Consider the following 26,818-nt stretch of genomic DNA (forward strand, 5'->3'; position numbering starts at 1 on the left):
GAGCATCACATGACGATCAAGGCATTTACGACAAGTCTCTATCTATCCGCTGCACTGCTGCTGTCGGTGCAAATCGCCGGCGCCGCCGAGACGATCAAGATCGGCGTCCTGAACGACCAATCCGGCGTGTTCGCAGACAACGGCGGCCCGGGTTCGGTGGCTGCCGCAAAGCTCGCGGCGGAAGATTTCGGCGGCGAGTTGCTCGGGCAAAAGATCGAGGTGATCTCGGCCGATCACCAGAACAAGGCGGACATCGCGGCATCCACTGCGCGCCGCTGGTTCGACACCGAAGGCGTCGACATGATCGCCGACGGCGCGGCATCGTCCGCCGGCTTCGCCATCCTCGAAGTCGCCCGCCAGAAGAACAAGATCTTCACCATCAGCGGCCCCGGCTCGTCGGACTTCACCGGCAAGTCCTGTTCGCCGATCTCGTTCCACTTTAATTACGACACCTACGCGCTGTCGAAGCTGACCAGCGAAGCGGTGACCAAGGCCGGAGGCCCGACCTGGTATTTCATCTCGGCGGACTACGCCTTCGGCCATGCACTGCAGCGCGACGCCACCAAGTTCATCGAGGCGGCCGGCGGCAAGGTGATCGGCTCGGCCGCGCATCCGCTGGGCACGACCGACATGGCGTCATTCCTGCTGCAGGCGCAGGGCTCGAAGGCCAAGGTGGTGGGACTTGCCACCTCCGGTGCGGACGTGCAGACCGCCATCAAGCAGGCCGGCGAATTCGGCATCGTCGAAAGCGGGCAGCAGCTCGCCGGTCTTCTGGTCTTCATTACCGACGTCAATGCGCTCGGCCTCAAGGCGACCCAGGGGTTGCAGGTGACGACCTCGTTCTATTGGGATCTCAACGATGAGACCCGTGCCTGGACCAAGCGTTACCTGGCGCTGACTGGCGGCAAGGTGCCGAGCATGGTGCAGGCCGGCGTCTATAGCGGCGTACATCACTATCTTGCGGCGGTGAAGGCCGCCGGCACCAAGGACCCCGCCATCGTTGCCCAGAAGATGCACGAAATGAAGGTCAACGACATGTACAACAAGGATGTCGTCGTGCGTCCCGACGGGCGCGTGCTGCACACCATGTATCTGGTGCAGGTGAAGAAGCCCGAAGAGTCGAAATACAAATTTGACTACTATAAGGTGATCACGACCTCGCCGGGCGAACAGGCATTCCGGCCGATGAGCGAAGGCGGGTGCCCGCTGGCGAAGGGCTGAGCCGCCGCAAGATCGCGGGCGCAGCCCGGCTGCGCCCGCTTCTCAATTGAACTTGGAATAGAAGGAATACGGCATGACGAATGCCATTGGTTTTATCGGTCTGGGCGTCATGGGCGAGCCGATGTGCCGCAATCTGGCACGCAAGTCGGGCCTGCCGGTCTACGGCTTCGACCGCGCCGATGCGCCGCTCGAACGGCTGGCGGAGGCCGGCGTCAAGCGCGCGGCAACGCTCGCCGAGCTGGCAAACAGCTGCGACGTGATCTTTATGGCGCTGCCGAGCGGCAAGCATGTTGCCGCGGTATGTGACGGCGACGATGGGCTGGTCGCCCATGCGCAGGCGCGCCACACCATTGTCGATCTCGGCACCTCGCCGGTGGAAGCCAGCCGCGAACTCGCCAAGCGGTTCGCTGCCAAAGGTGCGGCCTATGCCGATGCGCCGATCGCGCGGACCCGGCAGGCTGCGGAAGAGGGCACGCTGAGCGTGATGGTCGGCGCCGATGCGGCGATCTTCGCGAAATTGCAGCCGCTGATCGCGACCTTCGCCACCGACATCACTCATTGTGGCGCTGTCGGCGCCGGGCAGGTGGTCAAGATCCTCAACAACATGGTGCTGATGGAAACCGTCGTCGCGCTGGGCGAGGCGCTGGAAACGGCGAGGCGCGCCGGGCTCGATCCCAAAGTGGTCTTCGAGACGCTTGCCAAGGGGTCCGCCGACAGCTTTGCCCTGCGCAATCACGGCATGAAGGCGATGTTGCCGGACACCTTCCCGGAACGTGCCTTCTCGACCGAATATGCCCGCAAGGATATCAGCTACGCGCTCGATCTCGCCAAGTCCGTCGACATCAGGTTGCAGGGAGCGGAACTCGCCGACAAGTTGCTCGGCGAGGCGATTGACGCCGGGCATGGCGATCTCTACTGGCCAGTACTGGCGCGCGTGATCAAGGCGTCGCACACGGCCTGACGGATACCCATGAAGAAGCCCGCGCCCTCACAAGTGAAGCCCCAGCCGGCCGTTCGCGACGCCGGCGAGGGCGTGGCTGCGGTCGAGCGGGCACTGTCGATCGTGGCTGCGCTGGAAAGCGCCGACCAAACGATGACGTTGGCCGAACTGGCGGTGCGCACCGGCTTTTACAAGAGCACGATCCTGCGGCTGCTGGGATCACTGATCGCGAACGGCTATGTCACGCGGCTGCCTGACGGCAGCTACGACCTCGGGCCGGCGGCGTTCCGCCTTGGTGCAGCCTTCTCCCGCAAGAATGCGCTCGGGCATCACGTGGTGCCCGCGTTGCAGGAACTGGTCGATCGCGGCACCGAGAGCGCATCGTTCCATGTCCGGCAGGATGCCGATAACCGCCTCTGCCTGTACCGGGTCAATTCGCGCCATGCGACGCTCGATCGCGTCGAGGCCGGTCAGAGTTACGCGCTGCTGCGCGGTGCGGCCGGGCATATCATTCTGGCTTATGCCGGTAGCACCGGCCCACGTTACGACGCCATTCGCCGGGTCGGGTCGGATGTGTCGCTGGGCGAGCGCGATCCGAGCTGCGCGGCGGTGGCGGCGCCGGTGTTCGGCCCGCGCGGCATGCTAATCGGGGTGATCTCGCTGTCGGGGCCGCGCGAACGCTTCGGCGAAGCGGAGATCGCCGAAATGAAACGCGTGCTTGGCCCGGTGGCGCAGGCGCTCACGGTCAACCTCGGTGGAGAGTGGCCAGCCTATCGCGGCTGACTGCATTGCTGACGATGGCACATTGCGAAGGGACTTCCTGATCCATGGCAACAATCTCTGCACAGCCCGACGTGCTGGTGATCGGCGGCGGCAACGCGGCGCTGTGTTCGGCACTGATGGCGCGCGAGGCCGGCGCCTCGGTGCTGATGCTGGAATCGGCGCCGAAGGAATGGCGCGGTGGCAATTCCATGCATGTGCGCAACCTGCGCTGCATGCATGACGAACCGCAGGACGTGCTGATCGAGGCCTATCCCGAAGAGGAATTCTGGCAGGATCTCCTGAAGGTCACCGGCGGCCTCACGGACGAGCCGCTGGCGCGGATGGTCATCCGCCATTCGTCGCGCTGCCGGCCGTGGATGCGCAAGCATGGCGTGCATTTCCAGCCACCTCTGTCCGGTGCACTGCATGTGGCGAGGACCAATGCGTTCTTCATGGGCGGCGGCAAGGCGCTGGTGAATGCGTATTATCGCAGCGCCGAAGCGCTTGGCGTGCAGATCCGTTACGATTCGCCGGTGAAGAGTCTTGAAGTGAAGGACGGCCGCTTCATCGCCGCCATCACCGAGGCCGGCGAGCGCATCGAGGCCAAGAGCTGCGTGCTCGGCTGCGGCGGCTTTGAGTCCAATCTGGAATGGCAGCGCGAGGCCTGGGGCCAGAACGAGCGTGGCGAATGGACCGCGGAGAATTTCCTGATCCGCGGCACCCGCTTCAATCAGGGCGTCCTGCTGAAGTTCATGATCGACGCAGGCGCGGAAACCATCGGCGATCCCACCCAGGCGCACTGTGTCGCCATCGATGCCCGCGCGCCCCTGTACGACGGCGGCATCTGCACGCGGATCGATTGCGTGTCGCTTGGCGTCGTCGTCAATCGCGACGCCGAACGCTTCTATGACGAAGGCGAAGACTTCTGGCCGAAGCGCTATGCGATCTGGGGCCGTCTGGTGGCACAGCAGCCCGGCCAGACGGCGTGGTCGATCATCGATCAGAAAGCCATCGGCCGCTTCATGCCGCCGGTGTTCGACGGCACCACGGCCAACACGCTGGAGGAGCTTGCGGTCAAGATCGGCGTCGATCCCGCGACCTTTGTCGCGACATTGGCCGCTTACAATTCAGCTTGCCGGCCCGGCACTTTCGATCACACCGCGCTCGATGATTGCCGCACCGAGGGGCTGACACCGGCCAAGACCCATTGGGCCCGGGTGATCGATACCGCACCGTTTTATGCCTATCCGCTCAGGCCCGGCATCACCTTCACCTATCTGGGCATGAAGACCGATGCCACCGCCGCCTGCCGGTTCGGCAACGCGCCGAGCGACAACCTGTTTGCCGCCGGCGAGATGGTTGCCGGCAATGTGCTCGGCAAGGGCTACACCGCCGGCGTCGGCATGAGCATCGGCACCGCCTTCGGCCGCATCGCCGGCGTCAACGCCGCCGCCAGCGCCGGCCATCGCCACCCCACATTCCACGAGGAGTTCAGCTATGCCGCCGGTCACTGAGTTGGTCGCGCCCGTCGCCGGCGGCGCCTGCGAGGGCGGCGTCAACTTCGCCGTAGCAATGACGGCCGGCGAGGCCGAGGTCGCGCGGATCATGCAGATCTGCAATGCCTGCCGCTATTGCGAGGGATTCTGCGCCGTGTTTCCGGCGATGACGCGGCGGCTCGATTTCAATGCCGCCGACACCCATTATCTCGCCAACCTCTGCCACAACTGCGGTTCGTGCCTCTATGCGTGCCAATATGCGCCGCCGCACGAATTCGCCGTCAATGTCCCGCAGGCGATGGCCAAATTGCGGGTGCGCACCTATCAGGATTATGCGTGGCCGCGCGCCTTCGGGGCGCTCTATGAGCGCGCCGGCCTCACCGTCGCTTTCGCACTGTCCGGCGGTCTGGCACTGTTCATGATCCTGGTCATCGCGATGACGGGGCGGCTGATCCACGAGCCGCTGCAGGGCAATTTCTACGCGATCTTCCCGCATAATTTCCTGGCCGCGCTGTTCGGCATCGTGTTCCTGTTCGCCATCCTGGCGCTCGGCATCGGCGTCACCAAATTCTGGCGCGAAGTTTCGCCGACCAAGGGTGACCATCCAGCCGATATCGCCGCGGCCGCCAAGGCGCGGATGCCGGCGATGGCCGAAGCGGTCACCGACGTCGCGCGATTGCGCTATCTCGGCGGTGGCCATGGCGAGGGCTGCAACGAGAATGACGACGCCTTCTCACTGTGGCGTCGCCGCTTCCATCAATTCACGCTGTACGGCTTCCTGTTGTGTTTTGCCGCCACCTGCGTGGCGACGCTGTATCACTATCTCTGGAACCTGCATGCGCCCTATGCCTTCACCAGCGCGCCGGTCATTCTCGGCTCGCTTGGCGGCATCGGGCTGATCGTCGGGCCGATTGGCCTGCTCTGGCTGAATCTGCAGCGCGATGCGCTGCGCTCCGATGCCAATCAGAAGGCGATGGACCGCGGCTTCATCATGCTGTTGCTGCTGGTCAGCATCACCGGCTTTGCGCTCCTGCTGCTGCGCGACACCGGTGCCATGGCGCTGTGGCTGGCGATTCATTTGGGAACCGTGATGGCGCTGTTCCTGACGCTGCCTTACGGCAAGTTCGCCCACGGCATCTTCCGCTCCGCCGCGCTGCTCAAGTTCAACATCGAGAAGCGGATGCCGAACAGGATCGGACTGGGGGAGAGTGATCCTTCCCTCTGAACGATGGCTTCTGGCGCATAGCTGACCGTGAGCGACGTCTAGCGCCAACAGTCAGCGACGACGTGTCTCTCGCGATCGGGGACGGAGGGCGCCATCCGGTGGGTCATGCGCGGTCTGCATAGGACGTCGCCGGCCCCCGACGAAGGCTTGCCCACTCGGTCGCACCGCCTGGCCCCTGCAAGTTCGATCTGATCTCGATCAGCGCGCGCCGTATCCAGGTCTTGATGGTGTTCACCGGAACGCCATAGCGTTCGGAGAGCCGGTCCCGGCTTTCGCCGTCGAGATAGGCGGCCATCACGAGACCACGCTTGGTGCTGCTGGAGCAGGAACTGGCCAGCCTTCATGGCAAGGAGTCCGCGCTGCTGTTCACCTCGGGCTATGTGTCCAACATGGCCTCGCTGAGCACGCTGGCCTCGCGGATGCCTGGTTGCACCATTCTGTCGGACGAACTCAACCACGCCTCCATGATCGAGGGTATCCGGCACAGCCGCTGCGAGACCCGTGTCTTTGCCCATAACGATCCGCGCGATCTCGAACGCAAGCTCAGCGATCTCGACCCGCACGCACCAAAGCTGGTCGCCTTCGAGTCGGTTTATTCGACGGACGGCGACATCGCGCCGATCGCCGAACTCTGCGATGTGGCGGACGCCCACAACGCCATGACCTATCTGGATGAAGTCCATGGCGTCGGCCTGTACGGACCGAACGGTGGCGGCATCGCCGACCGCGAAGGGATCAGCCACCGTCTCGCGGTCATCGAGGGCACGCTGGCCAAGGCATTCGGCGTCATTGGAGGTTATGTCGCGGCATCGGCAACGATCTGCGACTTCATCCGCAGTTTCGCGTCCGGCTTTATCTTCACGACGTCGCTGCCGCCGGCGGTGGCGGCCGGAGCGCTGACCAGCATCCGTCATCTCAGGCAAAGCGCGGCGGAGCGCGAACGGCATCAGGACCGGGTGGCGCGACTGCGGCGGCGGCTCGATGAGAGCGGTGTCGCTCATCTCGACAACCCCAGCCACATCGTGCCGGTCATGGTGGGCGATCCCGTGCTGTGCAAGCAGATCAGCGACGCCCTGATCGACCGCTACGGCATCTACGTGCAGCCGATCAACTATCCCACGGTGCCGCGCGGCACCGAACGCCTGCGCATTACCCCGTCGCCGCACCACAGCGACGACGATATCGAGCACCTGGTCCAGGCGCTGGTGGCAATCTGGGCCGAGGTGGGATTGGCCAAGGCGGCGTAAGCCGTCATGCTGATCGTCAGATCGCTGGCCCCCGCCATTCTTCGAGCAGCGCCTGCGCCAGCGGCTGCTGCGCATCGGGCAGTCCGCGGTCGCGGGCCGCCTGTTCGAGCGCAGAGGTGGCTTCCAGATGGATGCGGAAATGCGCGGCGTTCTGCGCCACGCCGCCGGCGGATGGGTCGTTGCCGAACACCACCTGCTGGCAGCGCGGCAGCGAGGTCGAGGTGAAGGCGCGGCACGACAGCGGTCGCACCGCGTAGACCGTGCAGCGGTCGTCAGTGCCGAGCAGCGGGCAGCGCAGTCGTAATGCCGCCGGATCGGTGGCGGCGCCGAGCGTCGCTGCCGCCTCGGTCAGCCGGGCTTGCAGCGCCTCGCGCTCCATGGGCGTGAAGGTGGCGTCGATATGCGCCACCATCGACGCGGCGGTGCCGGGCGGCACCTGGACATAGAGATGGCAGCACGGGCTGCAGCCGCTGGCGCAGGCGAGGGCGGGCTGGTTGGGGATGTGGTCGCGGATCGCGGCGCTGGCGGCATCGGCGATGGCCGTGGCCTCTCGGGCGGCGTCGGCCATGGTCGCCGCCTGCGCCAGCGTCACCGCCAGCGCCGATCGCAAATTGGCGAAGATCGCCTCGTAGCGGCCGGACAGGTCGCGCATCAGCGCGCCGACCTCGGCGATGTCGTCGGTGACGAAGGCGATGGCTTGCTGCACGAGCATGGGATCATTCCGGTCTGGCCCCGGCATACGCCGCGAGATCGCGCCGGCGCACGGTCGAAATTGGCGCTTAAGCCCGCGCCGCGGCCCGCCCGGTCAAAGCCATCACCGATACCGCGACCACCCGCTCGATGATGCCCTGGACATCGTCGAGGTCGCACAGGCCCTCCGACAATTTGTCGAGCCGCTCGCTGTCGCGGATGGTCTGGTGGGCCATGGCGAGGGCAAAATGAATGCCCCAGTAGATGTCGACCATGGCGTGGTCAGGCAGCGAGCGCTGCATCGCTGCGGCGAAGCGGCGGAGATGGCCGATCTCGCGGTTCTTGATCTTGCGGATCGGTGCGATCGACTCGATGGAGGCCCGGATCATGAAGCGTGCGGCGTCGGAGCGCTGCTTGTCCGGCCCGAGGCAGCCGCGCAAGGTGGGGCCGACCAGGGCCCGCAGCACCGCGTCGACGGGCGCGCGACCGCCGCCTGCTTCCTCGGCTGCCTTCAGCAGGTTGAAGCGTTCGCGGTTGGTGACCAGGCTGCGGCTGACGAACAGTTCGGCGATCAATTCGTCCTTGCTGCCGAAATGATAGTTCACCGCGGCGAGGTTGACGTCGGCGGCGGCGACGATGTCGCGCAGAGTCACGTCGGCGAGATCCGCGTTCGGCATAGAGCCGCTCCGCCGCTGTCAGGATCGCCTGTCTGGTGTGGTCTGCCGCCAAGGTTTTCGCCAGTCTGCTGTCTCAGGGTCAGATCTTACTTGCTTCACCTCTCCCCGCACAGCGAAGCGAAGCTTCGCGCGGCGGGGAGAGGGAACGGCTAGCCGTCTTGCAATTCAAACAGTTGTATGAAACTATCGTTTGACGGTGGGGAATTGTCAATGTGCCGTTCCGCGGCGCGGACATTTCCCGCAAGCACATGACCTGCGATCGCCGCAGCTGCGAGATGGATGACGCGCGACAACGCCCAAAAAATTCCCTTGCGGATGATGATCGGCAGGGAGACAGTGCCGCCAAAATCTTTCCCAAGAAAATGAGGAACGCTCCATGGACTTCAACATGTCTGACCGCCAGCGCGAATGGCTCGATCGCGTGTCGTCCTTCATGGACAAGCACGTGCGCCCCGCCGTTCCCATCTATCGGCAGCAGGACGAGGCGGGTGAACGCTGGAAGGTGATCCCGATCGTCGAGGAACTGAAGGCCAAGGCCAAGGCCGAGGGCCTGTGGAACATGTTCATGCCGCCGTCGTCCCATGAGGACGAGGAGTTTCACGGCGCCGGTCTCAGCAATCTCGAATACGCGCTGCTGGCCGAGCAGATGGGCCACATCGGCTGGGCCTCGGAAGTGTTCAACTGCTCCGCGCCCGACACCGGCAACATGGAAGTGTTCATGCGCTACGGCTCGAAAGAGCACAAGCAGAAGTGGCTGAAGCCGCTGATGAACGGCGAGATCCGCTCGGCCTTCCTGATGACCGAGCCGGATGTTGCGTCGTCGGACGCCACCAACATCGAGACCTCGATCGTGCGCGACGGCGACGAATACGTCATCAACGGCACCAAGTGGTGGTCGTCGGGCATGGGCGATCCGCGCTGCAAGATCATGATCGTGATGGGCAAGACCGATCCGTCGGCGCCCAAGCATCAGCAGCAGTCGCAGATCCTGGTGCCATCGGACGCCAAGGGCGTCATCATCGAAAAGCTGCTGCCGGTGTTCGGCTTCGACGACGCGCCGCATGGCCATGCGCGGGTCAAGCTGGACAATGTCCGCGTGCCCGCCAGCAACATCCTGCTCGGCGAAGGCCGCGGCTTTGAGATCGCCCAGGGCCGTCTCGGTCCGGGCCGTATCCATCACTGCATGCGCACCATCGGCAAGGCCGAGGAAGCGCTGGAGAAGATGGTGCGCCGGCTGTCGTCGCGCACTGCGTTCGGCAAGAAGATCATCGAATATTCGATCTGGGAGCAGCGCATCGCCGAGGCCCGCACCGACATCGAGATGAACCGTCTGCTGTGCCTCAAGGCCGCCGACATGATGGACAAGGTCGGCAACAAGACTGCCCAGCTTGAGATCGCCATGATCAAGGTGTCCGGCCCGAACATGGCGCTGAAGATCATCGACAATGCGATCCAGGCCTATGGCGCTGCCGGCGTCTCCGACGATGCCGGTCTCGCCCGCGACTACGCCTCCATGCGCACCATGCGTCTGGCCGACGGTCCGGACGAGGTTCACAACCGCGCCATTGCGCGGCTCGAGCTTCGCAAGTATGCCAATGCGCCTGTGAAGCATTGATCGAGGGTGCAGCGTGACTGACGGCGTGCGCAAGGACGACGAATTCTCCGGCACCAGGCCGGTCGAGGAGCGTCATCGGATCGATGAGATCCGCCTCGAAGGCTGGATGGCGGAGAACGTCGAGGGTTATGCGGGGCCGCTGACCGTCCTGCAGTTCAAGGGCGGGCAGTCGAGATCCGACCTATCGCCTGAACACGCCCGGTCGGTCCTACGTGATGCGCCGAAAACCGTTCGGCAAGCTGCTGCCCTCCGCCCACGCCGTCGATCGCGAATTCAAGGTGATCGCGGCGCTGGGCAAGCAGGGCTTTCCGGTCGCCCGGGCCTACGCGCTGTGCATGGACGACAGCGTGATCGGCTCGGCGTTCTACATCATGTCGATGGAAGACGGCCGGATCTTCTGGGATCCGGCGCTGCCGCAGCTTGCGAAGGAAGAGCGGCGGCCGATCTTCACCAGCAAGATCGAGACGCTGGCGAAGCTGCACATGTACGATCCAGTGGCCATCGGCCTCGGCGATTTCGGCAAGCCCGGCAATTATTTTGCCAGGCAGGTCGATCGCTGGACCAAGCAGTACCGCGCCTCGGAAACCCAGACGATTCCGGAAATGGACCGGCTGATCGAATGGCTGCCGACCACGGTGCCGGCGCAGGAGCGGGTGTCGGTGGTGCACGGCGACTATCGCATCGACAACATGGTGTTCCATGCCACCGAGCCGCGCGTGCAGGCGGTGCTCGACTGGGAGCTGTCGACATTGGGCGATCCGATGGCCGACTTCACCTATCTGCTGATGCAGTGGACCATGCCGGGCCTCGCCGGGCTGGATTTCGCCGCGCTCAACATTCCCACCATGGAGGAGGCCGCGCAGATCTATTGCAAGGCCACCGGCCGCGACAGCGTGCCGGATCTCAACTGGTACTATTGCTACAACCTGTTCCGGCTGACCGGCATTCTGCAGGGCATCGCCGGCCGCGTCCGCGACGGCACGGCGTCATCCGCCAAGGCTATGGAATCCGCCAAGCGCACCGTGCCGCTGGCCAAAGCCGCCTGGGACTATGCGCAGAAGGCCGGCGCCAAATAATCCGAATAAAATCAAGAAAAGTAACGATCGACTGAAAAGGCGTCTCCGCAAGGTGGCGCCTTTTTGTTGCGTTCGCTCGATGCATGGCGCGCGCTGTGCTCCACGTTTCCCGGGCGCGCTGCAGCACAGGCGATGCGTAGCATCGCCGGCAGTGCTGCTGCGCAGACCCGGGATCCAGCTTTCTTGGTCGACAAGCTGGGCCCGGATCTGCGGCGCACCACGCCGCGCAAGCGCGGCGCGCTGCACCGCGTCCGGGGCACGCGAGCCCCGGCGCCGCCGTATCCGGAGGAGGGCAACCATATTGCAGCAGCACCTACGATAGCGCCGATGCCGGAGCCATTGTTATGCGTTGTCTTATTTGTTGACCGGCAGCTTTGCCGGCGTTGCTGGCGGCGCGACGCAATCGAGAGTAGAAATCGACGGCGCGAATGGGGACGTCGTGCGGGCAGGGGCTTTGAGACATGAACCAGTCGCAGCCGGTCGACGAGAGCTCCCTGCGCTACGCCGGGTGGCGGATCGTCGCCGCGTTGTTCCTGGTCGAACTCGCGATGTTCGGTTTCGGTCTCTATGGCCAGGGCATCTATGTCACAGAGCTTCGTCGGCTCAACGACTGGTCGACCGCGCGGGTGGCGAGCGGCGCCACGCTCTGTCTGTTGCTGGGATCGCTGTTCTCCGTGTTCGTCAGCGACCTGCTGCGCTGGTTCGGGCCGCGCCGATTGGTGCTGGCAGGGATTGCGGCGCTGGCGGCGGGCCTGGCCTTGCTGGCATCGGCCGCATCGGTGGTGCAACTCTATGCGGGCTTTGCCATGCTTGCTTTGGCCTGGGTCGGCCTCGGCACCGTGACTGCGGCGGCGATTGTCGGCGCGTGGTTCGAGCACAAACGGGGCCTGGCCATCAGCCTGACATTCACCGGCGCGACATGCAGCGGCATCGTGCTTGCGCCGGGGCTGGTGTGGCTGGTCGGAACGTTGGGATTTCGCGACGCGCTGTGGCTTGCGGCGTCGTTGGCGGTCAGCGTGCTGGTGCCGATTGTGGCCATCGTCATCAGATTGCCACTGCCGATCGATCGCTCGGTTGCAATGGCTCCACAGCCCACTGCGGTGGCGTCCCGGCTGTCATTACTGCGCGATGCCAGATTCTGGTCGCTCACCGCGCCGTTCGCGCTGGCGCTGCTGGTCCAGGTGGCGTTCATCGTGCACCAGATCGCGATCCTGACGCCTCTGATCGGCTTCCAGCGGCCGGCGGCGCGGTGGCGCTGACGACATTCATGGCGCTCGGCGGCCGCATCGGTCTCGGCCTGTTTGTCGATCGCCTCGATCCGCGGCGCACGGCCGCGGTGTCGATCCTCAGCCAGGCGGTGGCGCTGGCGGTGATCGGACACTCGGTCGATCCGCGGGCGCTGCTGCCGGCCTGTGCGGTGTTCGGCTTCTCGATCGGCAATCTGATCACCCTGCCGGCGCTGGTGGTGCAGCGCGAATTCCCGAGCGGCGCGTTCGGCATTGTGCTCGGGCTATCCATGGGCATCAGCGGTGTCGTCAACGCCTGCGGGCCTGCAGCGATGGGCCTGCTGCGCGACCTGAGCGGTGGCTATGCGCTGCCGTTGTCGGTCGGCATAGCCATTCAGCTCGCTGCGGCAGGCGCGGTCCTGATCAAGCCGCCGTGATGGCGCGGCGCGAAAACTGTCGCAGCGGCAAACCCGCCGCTGCGCCCATTGTGTTGCGCGCCCGGGTGTTTCATGAAGCAGGTTGCACGGTGATCGATCCGCCGTATTCGCCGCATTCAATCATCTTCGGACACTCCTCTTGCCGTTCTCTCCCAATCTGAGTGGAAGCCTGCTGATGGCGCTCGCCATGGCCAGCTTCAGCGTCACCGACGCACTTACTAAATTCTTGACCTTGCAGATGAATTTCGGGGAGGTGATGCTGCTCCGCGGCCTGTTTGCGGGGGTCCTGATTGGCCTGCTCGTCCTGCATCGACGCGCCCTGCGGCCGCTGCGCGTCGTGGTCGTGGCGCCGGTGCTGATGCGCATCGGCGGGGAGATCGGCGGCACCATCCTGTTCCTGGCGGCGATCACCAACCTGCCGCTGGCCAATGTGTCGGCCATCATCCAGGCCCAGCCGCTGGCCGTCACCCTGGCCGCCGTGTTGATCCTCGGCGAGCGGGTCGGGTGGCGGCGTTGGCTGGCGATCGCGGCGGGCTTTGCCGGGGTGCTGATCATCGTGCGACCGGGCGTCGACGGCTTCAACCAGTATGCCGTGCTGGCGCTCATCTCGGTGGCGTTCTATGCCCTGCGCGATCTCGCTACCAAGCAAATTCCGGCGGAGATCCCGGCGCTGCTGGTCACGCTTCTCACCACCGTCGCGATCGCGATGGTCGGTGCCGTGGTGATGGTGCCGCTCGGCGGCTGGGTGACGCCATCCGGTTCTGCGCTTGGGCTGCTGGCGGTTGCCGCCGTGCTGATGCTGGTCGGCTATCAATGCATCATCCTGGCGCTGCGGGCCGGCGATATTTCGGCGGTGGCGCCGTTCCGCTACACGCAACTGCTGTGGGCGATGCTGTTTGGCTATCTCGTGTTCGGCGATTCGCCCGACGGCGCCATGGTGCTCGGTTCGAGCGTGATCGTGCTGTCGGGCATTTATGCCTTCCACCGCGAGCGCGTGCGCAACCGGCCGCTGGCCAGCACCGCCTCGGCTCAGGACGCGCTGTAAGCTCACCCGCCCCGAAGGGGAGGGTGAGACGGATCAGATCGGCTTGCCCGCATAGGGCATCGATGCCGTCAGCCCGCCATCGACCGGGATCGCCTGGCCGTTGACATAGGACGCGTCGTCGCTGGCCAGGAACAGTCCCATCGCCGCCAGCTCATGCGGCTGACCGGCGCGCTTCAGCGGGTTGAGCTGGCCGATCTTGCCCTCGGTGCCGCGGTCCTTGGCGTTGTCGAAGATCGGCTTGGTCATGCCGGTTTCGATCAGGCCGGGACACACCGCATTGATGCGCACGCCGGTGCCGGAGAGCGAATAGGCGGTGGTCTGCACCAGGCTGATGACGCCGGCCTTGCTCGCCGCATAGGGATGGCCCGAGGCGCCGGACTTCAGGCCGGCCACCGACGCGGTGCAGACGATCGAACCGTATTTCTGCCCGATCATGTGTGGCATCGAATGCTTGATCGCCAGGAAGGGGCCGATCAGGTTGATGCGCAGGATCTCCTGCCATTGTTCCACCGTCTGGTCGAGCAACGGCACAAGGCCACCGGAGATGCCGGCATTGGCCCAGATGGCGTCGAGCCGGCCGTGTCTGGACACCGCGAGATCGATGAAGCCTTTCACGTCGGCTTCGGAACCTGCATCGGCGGTGACCGCTTCCGCGATGCCGCCGGCCTTGCGCACCATGTCGACGGTCTCATGGGTCGCCTCGGAACGGTCCACCGCGATCAGTCTTGCGCCTTCCTTGCAAAACATCAGCGCGGCGGCGCGGCCGATGCCGCTGCCGGCGCCGGTGATGACGACGGATTTGCCTGCGAGACGGCCCATGGTGTTCTCCCGTTGCTTTTTGTGAGCGGCTTGCCGCCAGATGGAATTCGTTCGTTGTGGTGCGCATGTGAAGGCGCTTGAGGGGATGTGCGCTCTGACGTACCAGTGATGAAACACTATTGAAGGGTGATCGCGATGTCCAACGACGCCAAGCCATTCGTTGCGCAACATACCGTGCCGGCAGGAGTCGTCGCGACGCGTTGGTGGTGGGTGCGCCACGCGCCGGTGCGCAACGATGGCGGCAACATCTACGGCCAGAAGGACATGGACTGCGACTGCAGCGATCGCGTGGTGTTCGACGCGGTCGGCAAGATCCTGCCGCGCAACGCGGTATGGTTCGCCAGCAACCTGAAGCGCACGCACCAGACCGCCGACGCGATCTGGGCGGCGGGGTTTCCCCGGCCCGATGTCATGCTGCATGAACCCGATCTCGCCGAACAGCATCTCGGCGACTGGCAGGGCATGAACCGCGCGCAGTTCTTTGCGTCCAGACCGATCGCGGTGGGCAGCTACTGGTTCGCCCCGATCGACGATCCCGCGCCGAACGGCGAGAGTTTCATGGATCTCTACAACCGGGTGTGCCGCGCCATCGACCGCATCAACGTCACCCATGCGGGCCGGGACGTCATCGCCGTCGCCCATGGCGGCACCATCAAGGCGGCGATCGGTCTCGCGCTCAGCAACCAGCCGGATCGCGGGCTGGCCTTCACCATCGACAATTGCTCGGTGACCCGGCTCGACCATCTCGCCAGCGACGGCCATTCCGGCTGGCGCATTCCCATGGTCAACCAGCAGCCATGGATCGCCAGCCCCGAACACGCCGCGATGCATCAGCCGGCCGGTCCGGAAGTGACGCCGACGAAACTTGCCTGATCCAACAACAAAGCCGGCACAGACCGGACAACACGGGAGACGATTCATGACCTTGTTCGACATGACCGGAAAAGTGGCCGTCATCACTGGCTCGACGCGCGGCATCGGCCGCGCCATTGCCGAGCGCATGGCGGAACATGGCGCCAAGGTGGTGGTGTCGTCGCGCAAGCAGGATGTCTGCGATCAGGTGACGAAAGAGATCAACGATCGTTTCGGTGCTGGCTCCGCGGTGGCGATCGCTGCCAACATTTCCAGCAAGGAGAATTTGCAGAACCTGGTCGACGAGAGCAAGCGCGCCTTCGGCAAGATCGACGTGCTGGTCTGCAACGCCGCGTCCAATCCCTACTACGGGCCGCTGGCCGGCATCTCCGACGACCAGTTCAACAAGATCCTCAGCAACAACATCGTCGCCAACAACTGGCTGACCAGCATGGTCGTTCCCGACATGATCGCGCGCAAGGACGGCAGCGTGATCATCGTGTCTTCGATCGGCGGCATCAAGGGCTCGACCACCATCGGCGCCTATTGCATCTCCAAGGCCGCCGACATGCAGCTGGCGCGCAATCTCGCCTGCGAATACGGGCCGCACAATGTGCGCGTGAACTGCATCGCGCCCGGCCTGATCAAGACCGACTTTGCGAAAGCGCTGTGGGACAATCCCGACACGCTGAAGGCCTCCACCGCGCGCTCGCCGCTGCTGCGCATCGGCATCCCCGACGAGATCGCCGGTGCTGCAGTGTTCCTCGGCTCGGCGGCCGGCAACTTCATGACCGGCCAGACCATGGTGATCGACGGCGGCGCGACGATCAGCTGATCGTCGCAACAACCTCTGTTGTCATCACCCGCGAAAGCGGGTGATCCAGTCAACGCGGTTGCTGCGATTCACGCGGGCGTCGCGGAATACTGGATGCCCAGCTTTCGCGGGGCATGACACCGGTGTTCGCGGCACATGTCTTTCAATTACTCCAGCGCCGCGTAAACCAGGCTGCGGATCAGCGTGCGGAAATATTCGCGCTGCCCCGGTCCCTGCGACATGAACACCGCGAACAGCTCTTCCACGGGATCGATCCAGAAGAAGGTGCCGGCGACGCCGCTCCAGAAGAACTGGCCCTTCGACCCGGCGAACGGCGCCATGCCGTCGTCGGTACGCACGGCGAAGCCGAGGCCGAAGCCGTGGCCGGGCGGCAGCAGGTGGCTCTCGACCTTCACATTCGCCGCGAGATGGTTGGACGCCATGAAGTGCAGCGTCTTGCGGCCGATGATTCTGACGCCGTCGAGCGTGCCGCCGTTCATCAGCATCTGGCACAACCGCGCATAGTCCATGGTGGTGGAGACGAGCCCGCCGCCGCCGGATTCCATCTTCGGCTGTTCCAGCGGATCGAACAACGTCACCTTGTCGCCGGTCCACGGATCGACCGGGAACGGTTGGGCGATGCGGCCGCTGTTGGCGGCGTCGGTGTGGAAGCCGGTTTCGGTCATCCGTAGCGGCGCGAGAATCCGCTCGGTGAGGAACGCGCCGAGCGTCTTGCCGGACACCACCTCGATGACCCGGCCGAGGATGTCGGTGGAGCGGCTGTAGTTCCATTCGGCTCCGGGCTGGCAGATCAGCGGCAGGCCGGCGACGATGGCGGCATGTTCGGCATTGCTGATGTTGCGATTGCGGACATTGGCCTTCTGGTACATCCGCTGCACCATGCCATTGCCGGTGATCTCATAGGCGATGCCGGAGGTGTGGCGCAGCAGGTCCTGGATGGTGATGGGCCGCAGCGGCAAGGCCAGTTCGAGCTGGCCGTTGCGCTCGACGCCGACCTTGCTGTCGGCAAATTCGGGGATGTACTTGGCCAGCGGCTCGTTGAGCAGAATCTGACCGTCCTCGACCAGTTGCATGATACCCAGCGAGACGATCGGCTTGGTCATGGAAAAGATGCGGAAAATGCTGTCCCGGGCCATCGCTGCGTCGCCGTCCGGACCCTGCCGGCCCAGTGCCTCGAACCAGCCGATCTGGCCGCGGCGCGCCACCAGCATGGTCACGCCCGGCGTGGTGCCCTTGTCGATCTCGCGCCGGAACGCGTCAGACATCTTTTGAAGACGGCCTGATGACAGGCCGAGGGTTTCCGGCTTCGCCTGCGGCAGAGGCGGGGTCTGTGGCGTGGCGGACTGTCTGGCAGTTTGGGCGGTCATCAAGCTCTCCCGATTGATATTTTTGTGCGCCGGACTAGATAGGGCGAGACCCGGCGGGGGTTGCCAAAGCTTGGCCCAGAAATTCAGGCTTGAACAGGGCCGTTTTCTTGAGTAACCAGCCGCCGGTTTGGTGCCGCGCAACCGCGCTGGCCGCAGCAGGTGGATCAATGGCCAAAGCAAAATTCGAACGTAACAAGCCGCATTGCAACATCGGTACGATCGGTCACGTCGACCATGGCAAGACGTCGCTGACGGCGGCGATCACCAAGGTGTTGGCGGAGACGGGCGGTGCGACGTTCACGGCCTACGACCAGATCGACAAGGCGCCGGAAGAGAAGGCCCGCGGCATCACGATCTCGACCGCTCACGTCGAGTACGAGACCGCCAACCGCCACTACGCCCACGTCGACTGCCCCGGCCACGCCGACTATGTGAAGAACATGATCACCGGTGCGGCGCAGATGGACGGCGGCATTCTCGTCGTGTCGGCCGCTGACGGCCCGATGCCGCAGACCCGCGAACACATCCTGCTGGCGCGCCAGGTCGGCGTTCCCGCGCTGGTCGTGTTCCTCAACAAGTGCGACATGGTCGACGATCCGGAACTGCTCGAACTGGTGGAAATGGAAGTTCGCGAACTTCTCTCCAAGTACGACTTCCCGGGCGATGACATTCCGATCATCAAGGGTTCGGCGCTGGCCGCTCTCGAGAACTCCGACCAGAAGCTCGGTCACGACGCGATCCTGGAGCTGATGAAGGCGGTCGACGCCTACATCCCGCAGCCGGAACGCCCGATCGACCAGCCGTTCCTGATGCCGGTGGAAGACGTGTTCTCGATCTCGGGTCGCGGCACCGTCGTCACCGGCCGCGTCGAGCGCGGCATCGTCAAGGTTGGCGAGGAAATCGAGATCGTCGGTATCCGCGATACCCAGAAGACCATCTGCACCGGCGTGGAAATGTTCCGCAAGCTGCTCGATCAGGGCCAGGCCGGCGACAACATCGGCGCGCTGCTGCGCGGCACCAAGCGTGAGGAAGTCGAGCGTGGTCAGGTGCTGTGCAAGCCGGGTTCGGTCAAGCCGCACACCAAGTTCAAGGCTGAGGCCTACATCCTCACCAAGGAAGAGGGCGGTCGTCACACCCCGTTCTTCACCAACTACCGTCCGCAGTTCTACTTCCGCACCACCGACGTGACCGGTGTGGTCCATCTGCCGGAAGGGACCGAAATGGTCATGCCGGGCGACAACATCGCCATGGAAGTGCACCTGATCGTGCCGATCGCCATGGAAGAGAAGCTGCGCTTCGCTATCCGCGAGGGTGGCCGCACGGTGGGTGCAGGCGTCGTCGCAAGCATCATCGAGTAATCCGGCGAGGGGAATGGCAGGATATCGTCATTCCCCAGTTGCCCCCTTGCAAACGGGGCATCGCTTATGCTTCAAACGGCGCGGAAACAGCTTCTGCGCCGTTTCCCTTTAGGGGTGTAGCTCAGTTGGTAGAGCACCGGTCTCCAAAACCGGTTGTCGCAGGTTCGAGCCCTGCCGCCCCTGCCAGCAATTTCAAGGCTTTAACCGGATTTTCGGCGATTTTTGCCGCCACTTGGGTGGTTCGGCGGCAGCAGGATTGCTCCCGGCCCGGCATCTTGACCTTTGACCGGACTCGCCATACAACGCAGCACTCGCTGTCGGCCCGCTTGACGGACTTCCGACGCGGCTTTGATTTTCCGAAACAAAATGGCCCGCTTGGCGGCCCATCCTTGGAAGAGGGTAGGGCGCCAGAGGGCTGTTCGGATTCCTGAAACCTGACAATCGTCTGAGGACGGACGCGGATCATAAAACGATGGCTTTCAGCCCGTTCAAATTCCTGCAGGAAGTGCGGTCAGAGACCGCCAAGGTAACCTGGCCGTCGCGTCGCGAGACGACGATCACCACGATCATGGTGTTCGTGATGGTGGCGTTGGCTTCGATCTTCTTTTTCGCGGCGGATCAGATTATCCGCCTTATCGTGACCTTTTTGCTCGGCATCCATTGATGACAAGCGTGCGGACCTGACCCCATGAGCATGCGCTGGTATATCGTTCACGCCTATTCGAACTTCGAGAAGAAGGTTGCGGAATCGATTCGCGAGCAGGCCAAGCAGCGGGGTCTTGAGGATCTGTTCGAGCTGGTGCTGGTCCCGACCGAGAAGGTCACGGAAGTGCGCCGCGGCCGCAAGATGGAAGCCGAGCGCAAGTTCTTCCCGGGCTACGTGCTGGTGAAGATGCAGCTCACCGACGAAGCGTTTCATCTGATCAAGAACACCCCGAAGGTCACCGGTTTCCTCGGCGCGGAAAACAAGCCGATGCCGATCTCGGAAGCCGAGGCCATGCGCATCCTGCACCAGGTGCAGGAAGGCGTGGAGCGCCCGAAGGCGTCGGTGTCGTTCGAGATCGGCGAGAACGTCAAGGTCGCCGACGGCCCGTTCGCGTCGTTCTCCGGCGTGGTCGAGGAAATCGACGAGGCGCGTTCGCGCGTCAAGGTGGCGGTGTCGATCTTCGGTCGCGCCACCCCCGTCGAACTGGAATTCGGTCAGGTCGAAAAGGTCTGATCGCAATACGCGAAGTACGCTTCGCGTCGTTAGCTGTGGGAGGAAGAGGGCGGTCGCCAGCCGCTCGTCGACCCAACCACGGTACCTGCAACCGCCGGCCGCAAGCCGGCACAACAGGAGTGACACATGGCAAAGAAAGTGACCGGATACCTGAAGCTTCAGGTGCCGGCCGGTGCGGCGAACCCCTCGCCCCCGATCGGTCCCGCGCTTGGTCAGCGCGGCCTCAACATCATGGAATTCTGCAAGGCGTTCAACGCGCAGACGCAGAAGATCGAGAAGGCTACCCCGATCCCCGTGGTGATCACGATCTACGCAGATCGTTCCTTCACGTTCGAACTGAAGACGCCGCCGATGTCCTTCTTCATCAAGAAGGCCGCCGATCTCAAGTCGGGCTCCAAGCTGCCTGGCCGTGACAAGGCCGGCTCGGTGACCAAGGCGCAGGTGCGCGAAATCGCCGAAGCGAAGATGAAAGATCTGAATTGCGACACCATTGAATCAGCCATGAAGATGGTTGAGGGCTCTGCCCGTTCGATGGGCGTCGAGGTGGCGGGGTAACGGTCATGGCAATTGGAAAACGTTTGAAGGCCGCCCGCGAGGGCATCGATCGCGAAAAGCTGTACACCATCACCGACGCCATCAAGCTGGTGAAGGAACGTGCCAAGTCGAAGTTCGACGAGACCATCGAAATCTCGATGAATCTCGGCGTCGACCCGCGTCACGCCGACCAGATGGTCCGTGGCGTCGTCACGTTGCCGCATGGCACCGGCCGCACCCTGCGCGTCGGCGTGTTCGCCCGTGGCCCGAAGGCTGACGAAGCCCGCGCCGCTGGCGCCGACGTCGTCGGTGCCGAGGACCTGGTGGAGAAGGTGCAGAACGGCGAAATCAATTTCGACCGTTGTATCGCCACTCCCGACATGATGCCGCTGGTCGGTCGCCTGGGTAAGGTGCTCGGTCCGCGCGGCATGATGCCGAACCCGAAGATCGGCACCGTGACCATGGACGTCACGTCGGCGGTCAAGGGCGCCAAGGGCGGTTCGGTCGAGTTCCGCGTCGAGAAGGCCGGCATCGTGCAGGCCGGTATCGGCAAGGCGTCGTTCGACGAGGTCAAGCTGATCGAGAACATCAAGGCGCTTGCCGACGCGGTTGCGAAGGCGAAGCCGGCTGGCTCGAAGGGCACCTACGTTCAGCGCGTTGCGGTGTCCTCGACCATGGGCCCGGGCGTGAAGGTCGAGCCGGCCACCGTGCTCGGCTAAGCTATTCTCCGACTGACAAAATCCAGGGGCGGCACCGGGCGACCGGTTCCGCCCCTTTCGTTTGCCCGGTCCATCCGTGTTTGCACGGGATGCATTGCTTAAAACTCCGTTAACCATGCAGGCCGAGGCTTGAGGAACGCGCCGTCGATTCTCGGCGCATTCCGGAAGAGCAATTGGAGCCGTGCCATGGCTGAAATTCTCGCTTTCGTAAAAAGTGATCGGCGCCCGACGCGGTCGGTGCCCGGACCCGGCGATTCCTCGGAAGTCGTCGTCTTTCCGCGCGCCAGCGTTCGGGTGCATTGGGCAACCGAGGCCGGCGTTGCCGCTCCCGTTGCGGAAGGCCGCGCCGACGCCTGATGTGGTCGGCAGGAGATCGCGATCCGCTGCGTAGCGGACGGGTGCCGACGTGTCTGTGACGAGGATCGTCCTCGCATGGCGCGCGGCAGGCGTGTGGAAATTGCCGGGCCGATTGCGTCCGGGCAGGGTGCTTTCCGGTTGAATATCTCGTAGACAGAGCCAAAGCGAAAAGCTGGGCTGTCGGCGCATGCCGTCGCGGCAAACCATGGGGCGGATCGGGTGACACCGGGGCCGTCCTTTCTTTTTGATTCAGAGCAGGAATGGCGGCATGGCGGAGCAGGTACTGATCTATTCGCGTTTTCCGAAGGCGATGATGGCGCGCATCGGCGAGCGCTTCGACCTGATCGATGCTGCCGGCAAGCCGCCGCTCGAGACCTTCACGCCCGAGCAGCTCAGGAATGTCCGCGCGCTCATCACCGCTGGCGGCCAGAAACTGCCTGGCGACGTGATGGACATGCTGCCTTCGCTGGGCGCCATCATCTGCTACGGCACCGGCTATGACGGTATCGACTTCAAGGCCGCGGCTGAGCGCGGCATCGTGGTCGGCAACAGTCCGGCGGCGAATGCGGCCTCGGTGGCCGACCTGGCGATGACGCTGATGCTGGCGGTGACGCGGCGGCTGTTGCCGGCCGACCACTATCTGCGCGAGGGCGGCTGGTCGGCCGCAAGGCCGTCGCCGCTGATGTCACCGCTCCCCGGCAATCCCGGCCGCAAGGTAGGCATTTACGGTATGGGCGAGATCGGCCGCAAGATCGCGGCGCGCGCGGCGGCGTTCGAGACCGAGGTGGCCTACTACAGCCGCAGCCGGCACGACGTGCCCTATGCCTATATGCCGAGCCTCGACGCGCTGGTGGAATGGTGCGACGTGCTGATGATCGCAGTACGCGCCGGTGCCGACACCCACCACATCGTCGACGCCGCGATGCTGAAGAAACTCGGCCCGAACGGTTTTGTCATCAATATTTCGCGCGGCTCGGTGATCGATCAGGCGGCGCTCGTCGGCGCACTGACCGACAAGACCATCGCCGGCGCCGGCCTCGACGTGTTCGAGAAGGAACCGCACGCGCCCGATGCGCTGACGGCGCTGCCGAACGTCGTGCTGACGCCGCATATCGGCGGTCACACGCTGGATTCGCACACGGCAATGCAGGACTGCGTCATCGCCAATCTGTCTGCATATTTTGCAGGCAAGACGTTGCCGTACCCCGTCATCATATGACACGCGGCATATATATATGGATCCCAATCGAAGTCCGTAAGCTGTAGTTGGTTCCGCAGAAGCACAAAAATAATTGAGTGTTTGAAACCGTCGTCTCGTTGTAGTTGTCGCTGGTCATTTAGAAGCAGTCGAATGTAGGCGTACATTCGACCTACCAGGGAGCTCAGCGATGGCTGCGTTCGCGCTCAAGATCAACGGTCAGACTCACCAGGTCGATGTCGACCCCAATACGCCCTTGCTCTGGGCGATCCGCGAGGGCGCGGGGCTCACTGGAACCAAATATGGCTGCGGCGTCGCGCAATGCGGCGCCTGCACGGTCTATCTCGATGGCCAGACGGTGCGCTCCTGCTCGCTGCCGGTGTCGGCGGTGGGTAGCAGCGAAGTCACCACCATCGAAGGTCTCGACAGCAAGGAGGCCAAGGCGGTGCAGAGCGCGTGGGTGGCGCTCGACGTGCCGCAATGCGGCTACTGCCAGTCCGGCCAGGTGATGAGCGCCACCGCTTTGCTCACGCTCAACCCAGCTCCCACCGATCGCGACATCGATCTGGCCATGAACGGCAACATCTGCCGCTGCGCCACCTATGTCCGCATCCGCGCTGCCATTCATGGCGCCGCCAAAACGCTGGAGGGTTGAGCCATGACCATTCATGACAAAACGATCCACGACACGTCGCTGTCGCGCCGTTCCATCCTCAAGGCCGGTGCGGGCCTGGTGATCGGCGCCTATGTCGCACGCGGCGGCAATGCGTTTGCGCAAGCGGCTCCCGCGGCGCCGGCTTACAATATTGTGCCCAATACGTTCCTGATCATCAAACCCGACAACACCGTGACGGTGCTGTGCAAGGGCATCGAGTTCGGGCAGGGGCCCTTCACCGGCATGGCAACGCTGGTCGCCGAGGAACTCGACGCCGACTGGTCGCAGATGCGCGCCGACCACGCGCCGTCGAACCCGCAGCTCTACAAGAATCTGGCGTTCGGCCTGCAGGGCACCGGTGGCTCCAGCGCGATCGCCAACTCCTACATCCAGATGCGTCAGGTCGGCGCCGCCGCACGGCAGATGCTGGTCGCCGCTGCCGCGGATGCCTGGCAGGTGCCGGCGGATGAGATCACCGTCGAGAACGGCGTGATCAAGCACGCCTCAGGCAAAGAGGGCCGGTTCGGCGAGTTCGCCGACAAGGCGATGGCCATGCCGGTGCCGGCCGATCCCAAGCTGAAGGATCCCTCGACGTTCAAGCTGATCGGCAAGGAAGGCGTCGTGAAGCGCCTCGACAGCGCCGACAAGAGCAACGGCAAGGCATTCTATACGCTCGATATCAACGAGCCGGATATGCTGACGGTGGTGATCGCGCGTTCGCCGAAATTCGGCGGCACCGTAAAATCCTTCGATGCCACCGCGGCCAAGTCGATCGCCGGCGTGGTCGACGTCAAGCAAGTGCCGACCGGCGTCGCGGTTTATGCGAAGGGTTTTTGGCCGGCCAAGACGGGGCGCGACGCGCTGAAGATCGTCTGGGACGACAGCAAGGCGGAGACCCGCGGCTCGGCGCAGCTGCTCGCGGAATTCCGCGAAAAGTCGAAGACATCGGGCAAGGTCGTCAAGAACGAGGGGGATTTCGAGGGGGCGATGGCCAAGGGCGGTCGCGTCGTCGAAGTGGAGTATGTGTTCCCCTATCTGGCCCATGCCGCGATGGAGCCGCTCAACGGCTACCTGAAGTGGGACGGCGACACCGCCTATGCCCGTTACGGCTGTCAGTTCCCGACCCCTGACCACAAGGCGATCTCGAAGGTGCTTGGCCTGCCGATGGAGAAGGTGAAGATCGATGTCCTGCTCGCCGGCGGCAGCTTCGGCCGCCGCGCCCAGCAGTCCACGCACCAGGCGATCGAACTTGCCGAGGTCGCCAAGGCGATCGGGCCGGGCAAAGGCGTCAAGCTGGTCTGGACCCGCGAGGACGACATGCGCGGCGGTTATTATCGCCCCTACAGCATCCACCGGATGCGCGGCACGGTGCGCGACGGTAAGATCGAGGCTTGGAGCGACACCATCGTCAGCCAGTCGATCATGAAGGGCTCGTTCTTTGAATCCATCATGTTCAAGGACGGTCTCGACCCGACCTCCTACGAGGGCTCCAACGAGATCCCTTACGAGGTCGCCAACTTCAAGATGGACATGCACCAGGTCGATGTCGGCGTGCCCGTGCTGTGGTGGCGCTCGGTCGGCCACACCCATACCGGTTACGCCGTCGAGGCTTTTATCGATGAGCTTCTTGAGGCCGCCGGCAAGGATCCGGTCGAGGGCCGTCTCGAACTGATGGGCAAGAAGCCGCGCCATGCCGGCGTGTTGAAGGCCGTTGCGGAACTGGCCGACTGGAAGAACTACAAGGTGCCGGAAGGCCGCGCCCGCGGCGTCGCGGTGGTGGAGAGCTTCAATACTTTCGTGGCGCAGGTGGTTGAACTGTCGATGACCGACGACGGTCCGAAGGTGCACAAGGTGTGGTGCGCGGTGGATTGCGGCGTCGCCGTCAACCCCGACATCATCCGCGCACAGATGGAAGGCGGCATCGGCTTCGGCCTTGGCCACATCCTCTATGCCGAGCAGAAGCTCGAGGGCGGCGTGCCGGTCTCCGGCAACTTCGACAGCTATCGCTCGCTGCGCATCAACGAGATGCCGGAGATCGAGGTGGTCATCGTAAAGTCCACCGAAAAGCCCAGCGGCGTCGGCGAGCCCGGCGTGCCCCCGCTCGGGCCGGCAGTGGCCAATGCCATGGCGAAACTCGGTGTGGGAAGGCCGCGGCAACTGCCGATCGTACCGGGAGCGTCGGCATGAGCCTGTTCAAGCAATCGATGCTGGCGCTCGCCGCCGGCACCATTGCGGCCAGCGTGCTGGCTGTCGCCGTGCCGGACATTCAGGCCGATGCGGCAACCGCAACCGGTCCGGACAGGCTGCAGCCGGTCTCGGCCTTCGCCAAGATCAAGGACAAGAACCAGCGCGCGGTGGCGCTGTTTCAGGAGGCCGGCAAGGTGCTGAACTCGCCGCGCTGCATGAACTGCCATCCGGCCACCGAACGCCCGACGCAGACCGACAAGATGCGTCCGCACATCCCGCTGGTGGTGCGCGGCGAAGGTGGCGTCGGCGCGGCCGGCGGGCTGGCCTGTGCGACCTGTCATCACGAGGCCAATTTCGACGCCGCCAACGTGCCGGGCAATCCGAAGTGGGCGCTGGCGCCCGCGGAAATGGCCTGGCAGGGCAAGACGCTTGGCCAGATCTGCGTGCAGATCAAGGACAAGGCGCGCAACGGCGGCAAGGACATGGCGGCGCTGGTCAAGCACATGGCCGAAGACGAGCTGGTCGGCTGGGGCTGGCACCCCGGCGGCAACCGCACCCCGGCGCCGGGCACCCAGAAGCAGTTCGGTGAACTGTTCAAGGCTTGGGCCGATGCAGGCGCCGCCTGCCCGAAGGGGTAGGGCGGTGGCGGCTTCTTTCCTTTCCCGCGCGACGGCGCGGGGAAGGCACAAGAGCCGCCCTGCATAAAAGATGCCGCCGGGCAAAAACCCCCTTGGCAACATTGAAAAGACTCGTTAAAGGATCGGTTCCGGGCGCGCTGGCTTGAGTCGGCACGTCTGTGCACGCATTCCGAAAACAATGGACCTGGAGATCGTTTCCTTCAAGACATCCGCATGGATTGCTCGAAGGGGATGGTGGACTGTCCTTGCTGGACGAAGGCGGGCAGGGGTGACCGGCTTGCCGATCATCTCGATCCTGTCCGAGACTGCTGGCGCTCGCGAGGAAACGCAAGTTTCATCAACGGCTTAATCGATAATATTTGCAGCCAGCATAGACGGGTGAAGACCGGATTTCGCCAGCGTCGCGCCATGCGACGGGCAACG

The 26,818-nt window shown here is 64.2% G+C and carries 25 protein-coding genes, 1 tRNA gene and 3 pseudogenes; 24 read left to right on the forward strand and 5 right to left on the reverse strand.

Annotated features, from left to right (window positions below):
• Positions 1–9: 9 nt before the first annotated feature.
• The 5 genes from ONR75_RS13950 to tcuB all read left to right on the forward strand — a co-directional run bounded on the left by ONR75_RS13950 (position 10) and on the right by tcuB (position 5,644).
• Positions 10–1,221 (forward strand): ABC transporter substrate-binding protein, encoded by a 1,212-nt coding sequence (locus tag ONR75_RS13950; RefSeq protein ID WP_265083113.1) that lies wholly within the window; start codon positions 10–12, stop codon positions 1,219–1,221.
• 73 nt (positions 1,222–1,294) lie between these two features.
• On the forward strand, positions 1,295–2,182 hold the full coding sequence (locus ONR75_RS13955; protein ID WP_265083114.1) for an NAD(P)-dependent oxidoreductase: 888 nt from the start codon (positions 1,295–1,297) through the stop codon (positions 2,180–2,182).
• Between the two features lie 9 nt (positions 2,183–2,191).
• Positions 2,192–2,944, forward strand: coding sequence for an IclR family transcriptional regulator (locus ONR75_RS13960; protein ID WP_265083115.1), 753 nt, complete (start codon positions 2,192–2,194; stop codon positions 2,942–2,944).
• 44 nt (positions 2,945–2,988) lie between these two features.
• Complete coding sequence (gene tcuA, locus ONR75_RS13965) at positions 2,989–4,437, forward strand: FAD-dependent tricarballylate dehydrogenase TcuA (RefSeq protein WP_265083116.1); 1,449 nt, start codon at positions 2,989–2,991, stop codon at positions 4,435–4,437.
• Positions 4,421–5,644 (forward strand): tricarballylate utilization 4Fe-4S protein TcuB, encoded by a 1,224-nt coding sequence (gene tcuB / locus ONR75_RS13970; protein WP_413776473.1) that lies wholly within the window; start codon positions 4,421–4,423, stop codon positions 5,642–5,644. Before tcuA ends, tcuB begins: the two co-directional genes overlap by 17 nt.
• A gap of 103 nt (positions 5,645–5,747) precedes the next feature.
• Here the strand turns inward: tcuB and ONR75_RS13975 are convergent, their stop codons facing one another.
• Positions 5,748–5,939: a hypothetical protein gene (locus tag ONR75_RS13975; RefSeq protein ID WP_265083117.1), complete on the reverse strand. Its 192-nt coding sequence runs from the start codon at positions 5,937–5,939 to the stop codon at positions 5,748–5,750.
• A gap of 16 nt (positions 5,940–5,955) precedes the next feature.
• On the opposite strand from ONR75_RS13975, the pseudogene hemA reads away from it, so the two are divergent.
• Positions 5,956–6,891 (forward strand): annotated as a pseudogene (gene hemA, locus ONR75_RS13980) (5-aminolevulinate synthase); the annotation flags it as partial.
• A gap of 16 nt (positions 6,892–6,907) precedes the next feature.
• On the opposite strand, the gene ONR75_RS13985 reads toward hemA, so the two are convergent.
• Positions 6,908–7,603, reverse strand: a complete 696-nt coding sequence (locus ONR75_RS13985) for a YkgJ family cysteine cluster protein (protein ID WP_265083118.1) — start codon at positions 7,601–7,603, stop codon at positions 6,908–6,910.
• Between the two features lie 67 nt (positions 7,604–7,670).
• Positions 7,671–8,310 (reverse strand): annotated as a pseudogene (locus tag ONR75_RS13990) (TetR family transcriptional regulator).
• Between the two features lie 324 nt (positions 8,311–8,634).
• Between ONR75_RS13990 and ONR75_RS13995 the strand changes: the two are divergent.
• The 5 genes and pseudogenes from ONR75_RS13995 (at position 8,635) to ONR75_RS14015 (ending at position 13,657) form a co-directional block, all read left to right on the forward strand.
• On the forward strand, positions 8,635–9,873 hold the full coding sequence (locus tag ONR75_RS13995; protein ID WP_265083119.1) for an acyl-CoA dehydrogenase family protein: 1,239 nt from the start codon (positions 8,635–8,637) through the stop codon (positions 9,871–9,873).
• A gap of 13 nt (positions 9,874–9,886) precedes the next feature.
• Positions 9,887–10,949: pseudogene (locus ONR75_RS14000) on the forward strand (phosphotransferase family protein).
• A gap of 461 nt (positions 10,950–11,410) precedes the next feature.
• Positions 11,411–12,208, forward strand: coding sequence for an MFS transporter (locus ONR75_RS14005; protein WP_265083120.1), 798 nt, complete (start codon positions 11,411–11,413; stop codon positions 12,206–12,208).
• A complete protein-coding gene (locus ONR75_RS14010; RefSeq protein ID WP_265083121.1) occupies positions 12,199–12,612 on the forward strand; it encodes a hypothetical protein in 414 nt (137 codons plus the stop codon). The genes ONR75_RS14005 and ONR75_RS14010 overlap by 10 nt, the downstream gene beginning before the upstream one ends.
• Before the next feature lie 175 nt (positions 12,613–12,787).
• The gene (locus ONR75_RS14015; RefSeq protein WP_265083122.1) at positions 12,788–13,657 is read left to right on the forward strand and encodes a DMT family transporter; all 870 of its coding nucleotides are present in this window, start codon (positions 12,788–12,790) and stop codon (positions 13,655–13,657) included.
• A gap of 33 nt (positions 13,658–13,690) precedes the next feature.
• Here the strand turns inward: ONR75_RS14015 and ONR75_RS14020 are convergent, their stop codons facing one another.
• On the reverse strand, positions 13,691–14,476 hold the full coding sequence (locus ONR75_RS14020) for an SDR family NAD(P)-dependent oxidoreductase (RefSeq protein ID WP_265083123.1): 786 nt from the start codon (positions 14,474–14,476) through the stop codon (positions 13,691–13,693).
• Positions 14,477–14,611: 135 nt separating this feature from the next.
• Here ONR75_RS14020 and ONR75_RS14025 point away from each other — a divergent pair, with 135 nt between their 5' ends.
• Entirely contained in the window at positions 14,612–15,349 is a 738-nt protein-coding gene (locus tag ONR75_RS14025; RefSeq protein WP_265083124.1) for a histidine phosphatase family protein, read from the forward strand.
• Between the two features lie 46 nt (positions 15,350–15,395).
• A complete protein-coding gene (locus ONR75_RS14030) occupies positions 15,396–16,163 on the forward strand; it encodes an SDR family NAD(P)-dependent oxidoreductase (protein ID WP_265083125.1) in 768 nt (255 codons plus the stop codon).
• A gap of 146 nt (positions 16,164–16,309) precedes the next feature.
• On the opposite strand, the gene ONR75_RS14035 is transcribed toward ONR75_RS14030, so the two are convergent.
• On the reverse strand, positions 16,310–17,530 hold the full coding sequence (locus tag ONR75_RS14035; RefSeq protein ID WP_265083126.1) for a serine hydrolase domain-containing protein: 1,221 nt from the start codon (positions 17,528–17,530) through the stop codon (positions 16,310–16,312).
• 167 nt (positions 17,531–17,697) lie between these two features.
• On the opposite strand from ONR75_RS14035, the gene tuf reads away from it, so the two are divergent.
• From tuf to ONR75_RS14090, 11 genes are all read left to right on the forward strand, one after another.
• The gene (gene tuf / locus ONR75_RS14040; RefSeq protein WP_265083127.1) at positions 17,698–18,888 is read left to right on the forward strand and encodes an elongation factor Tu; all 1,191 of its coding nucleotides are present in this window, start codon (positions 17,698–17,700) and stop codon (positions 18,886–18,888) included.
• A 110-nt stretch (positions 18,889–18,998) separates the two neighbouring features.
• Positions 18,999–19,074, forward strand: a tRNA-Trp gene (locus ONR75_RS14045).
• A 286-nt stretch (positions 19,075–19,360) separates the two neighbouring features.
• The gene (gene secE, locus ONR75_RS14050; RefSeq protein ID WP_265083128.1) at positions 19,361–19,552 is read left to right on the forward strand and encodes a preprotein translocase subunit SecE; all 192 of its coding nucleotides are present in this window, start codon (positions 19,361–19,363) and stop codon (positions 19,550–19,552) included.
• Positions 19,553–19,576: 24 nt separating this feature from the next.
• Positions 19,577–20,107, forward strand: coding sequence for a transcription termination/antitermination protein NusG (gene nusG, locus ONR75_RS14055; RefSeq protein WP_265083129.1), 531 nt, complete (start codon positions 19,577–19,579; stop codon positions 20,105–20,107).
• A gap of 126 nt (positions 20,108–20,233) precedes the next feature.
• Positions 20,234–20,662: a 50S ribosomal protein L11 gene (gene rplK / locus ONR75_RS14060; RefSeq protein ID WP_265083130.1), complete on the forward strand. Its 429-nt coding sequence runs from the start codon at positions 20,234–20,236 to the stop codon at positions 20,660–20,662.
• A gap of 5 nt (positions 20,663–20,667) precedes the next feature.
• A complete protein-coding gene (gene rplA, locus ONR75_RS14065; RefSeq protein ID WP_265083131.1) occupies positions 20,668–21,360 on the forward strand; it encodes a 50S ribosomal protein L1 in 693 nt (230 codons plus the stop codon).
• Positions 21,361–21,546: 186 nt separating this feature from the next.
• Positions 21,547–21,717 carry a hypothetical protein gene (locus ONR75_RS14070; RefSeq protein ID WP_265083132.1) on the forward strand — a complete coding sequence of 57 codons (171 nt, stop codon included), beginning with the start codon at positions 21,547–21,549 and terminating at the stop codon, positions 21,715–21,717.
• A 268-nt stretch (positions 21,718–21,985) separates the two neighbouring features.
• Positions 21,986–22,936: a 2-hydroxyacid dehydrogenase gene (locus tag ONR75_RS14075; protein WP_265083133.1), complete on the forward strand. Its 951-nt coding sequence runs from the start codon at positions 21,986–21,988 to the stop codon at positions 22,934–22,936.
• A gap of 169 nt (positions 22,937–23,105) precedes the next feature.
• On the forward strand, positions 23,106–23,570 hold the full coding sequence (locus tag ONR75_RS14080; protein WP_265083134.1) for a (2Fe-2S)-binding protein: 465 nt from the start codon (positions 23,106–23,108) through the stop codon (positions 23,568–23,570).
• A 3-nt stretch (positions 23,571–23,573) separates the two neighbouring features.
• On the forward strand, positions 23,574–25,757 hold the full coding sequence (locus tag ONR75_RS14085) for a xanthine dehydrogenase family protein molybdopterin-binding subunit (protein ID WP_265083135.1): 2,184 nt from the start codon (positions 23,574–23,576) through the stop codon (positions 25,755–25,757).
• Entirely contained in the window at positions 25,754–26,395 is a 642-nt protein-coding gene (locus ONR75_RS14090) for an Isoquinoline 1-oxidoreductase subunit (protein WP_265083136.1), read from the forward strand. Before ONR75_RS14085 ends, ONR75_RS14090 begins: the two co-directional genes overlap by 4 nt.
• Positions 26,396–26,818: the final 423 nt, after the last annotated feature.

Origin of the sequence: Rhodopseudomonas sp. P2A-2r, assembly GCF_026015985.1 — a bacterium.
Lineage (GTDB): Bacteria > Pseudomonadota > Alphaproteobacteria > Rhizobiales > Xanthobacteraceae > Tardiphaga.

Coding starts and splice junctions, on each gene's coding strand:
- ONR75_RS13950 (WP_265083113.1), top strand. CDS start 10: ATGACGATCAAGGCATTTACGACAAGTCTCTATCTATCCGCTGCACTG.
- ONR75_RS13955 (WP_265083114.1), top strand. CDS start 1,295: ATGACGAATGCCATTGGTTTTATCGGTCTGGGCGTCATGGGCGAGCCG.
- ONR75_RS13960 (WP_265083115.1), top strand. CDS start 2,192: ATGAAGAAGCCCGCGCCCTCACAAGTGAAGCCCCAGCCGGCCGTTCGC.
- tcuA (WP_265083116.1), top strand. CDS start 2,989: ATGGCAACAATCTCTGCACAGCCCGACGTGCTGGTGATCGGCGGCGGC.
- tcuB (WP_413776473.1), top strand. CDS start 4,421: ATGCCGCCGGTCACTGAGTTGGTCGCGCCCGTCGCCGGCGGCGCCTGC.
- ONR75_RS13975 (WP_265083117.1), bottom strand. CDS start 5,939: ATGGCCGCCTATCTCGACGGCGAAAGCCGGGACCGGCTCTCCGAACGC.
- ONR75_RS13985 (WP_265083118.1), bottom strand. CDS start 7,603: ATGCTCGTGCAGCAAGCCATCGCCTTCGTCACCGACGACATCGCCGAG.
- ONR75_RS13995 (WP_265083119.1), top strand. CDS start 8,635: ATGGACTTCAACATGTCTGACCGCCAGCGCGAATGGCTCGATCGCGTG.
- ONR75_RS14005 (WP_265083120.1), top strand. CDS start 11,411: ATGAACCAGTCGCAGCCGGTCGACGAGAGCTCCCTGCGCTACGCCGGG.
- ONR75_RS14015 (WP_265083122.1), top strand. CDS start 12,788: ATGGCGCTCGCCATGGCCAGCTTCAGCGTCACCGACGCACTTACTAAA.
- ONR75_RS14020 (WP_265083123.1), bottom strand. CDS start 14,476: ATGGGCCGTCTCGCAGGCAAATCCGTCGTCATCACCGGCGCCGGCAGC.
- ONR75_RS14025 (WP_265083124.1), top strand. CDS start 14,612: ATGTCCAACGACGCCAAGCCATTCGTTGCGCAACATACCGTGCCGGCA.
- ONR75_RS14030 (WP_265083125.1), top strand. CDS start 15,396: ATGACCTTGTTCGACATGACCGGAAAAGTGGCCGTCATCACTGGCTCG.
- ONR75_RS14035 (WP_265083126.1), bottom strand. CDS start 17,530: ATGACCGCCCAAACTGCCAGACAGTCCGCCACGCCACAGACCCCGCCT.
- tuf (WP_265083127.1), top strand. CDS start 17,698: ATGGCCAAAGCAAAATTCGAACGTAACAAGCCGCATTGCAACATCGGT.
- secE (WP_265083128.1), top strand. CDS start 19,361: ATGGCTTTCAGCCCGTTCAAATTCCTGCAGGAAGTGCGGTCAGAGACC.
- nusG (WP_265083129.1), top strand. CDS start 19,577: ATGAGCATGCGCTGGTATATCGTTCACGCCTATTCGAACTTCGAGAAG.
- rplK (WP_265083130.1), top strand. CDS start 20,234: ATGGCAAAGAAAGTGACCGGATACCTGAAGCTTCAGGTGCCGGCCGGT.
- rplA (WP_265083131.1), top strand. CDS start 20,668: ATGGCAATTGGAAAACGTTTGAAGGCCGCCCGCGAGGGCATCGATCGC.
- ONR75_RS14070 (WP_265083132.1), top strand. CDS start 21,547: ATGGCTGAAATTCTCGCTTTCGTAAAAAGTGATCGGCGCCCGACGCGG.
- ONR75_RS14075 (WP_265083133.1), top strand. CDS start 21,986: ATGGCGGAGCAGGTACTGATCTATTCGCGTTTTCCGAAGGCGATGATG.
- ONR75_RS14080 (WP_265083134.1), top strand. CDS start 23,106: ATGGCTGCGTTCGCGCTCAAGATCAACGGTCAGACTCACCAGGTCGAT.
- ONR75_RS14085 (WP_265083135.1), top strand. CDS start 23,574: ATGACCATTCATGACAAAACGATCCACGACACGTCGCTGTCGCGCCGT.
- ONR75_RS14090 (WP_265083136.1), top strand. CDS start 25,754: ATGAGCCTGTTCAAGCAATCGATGCTGGCGCTCGCCGCCGGCACCATT.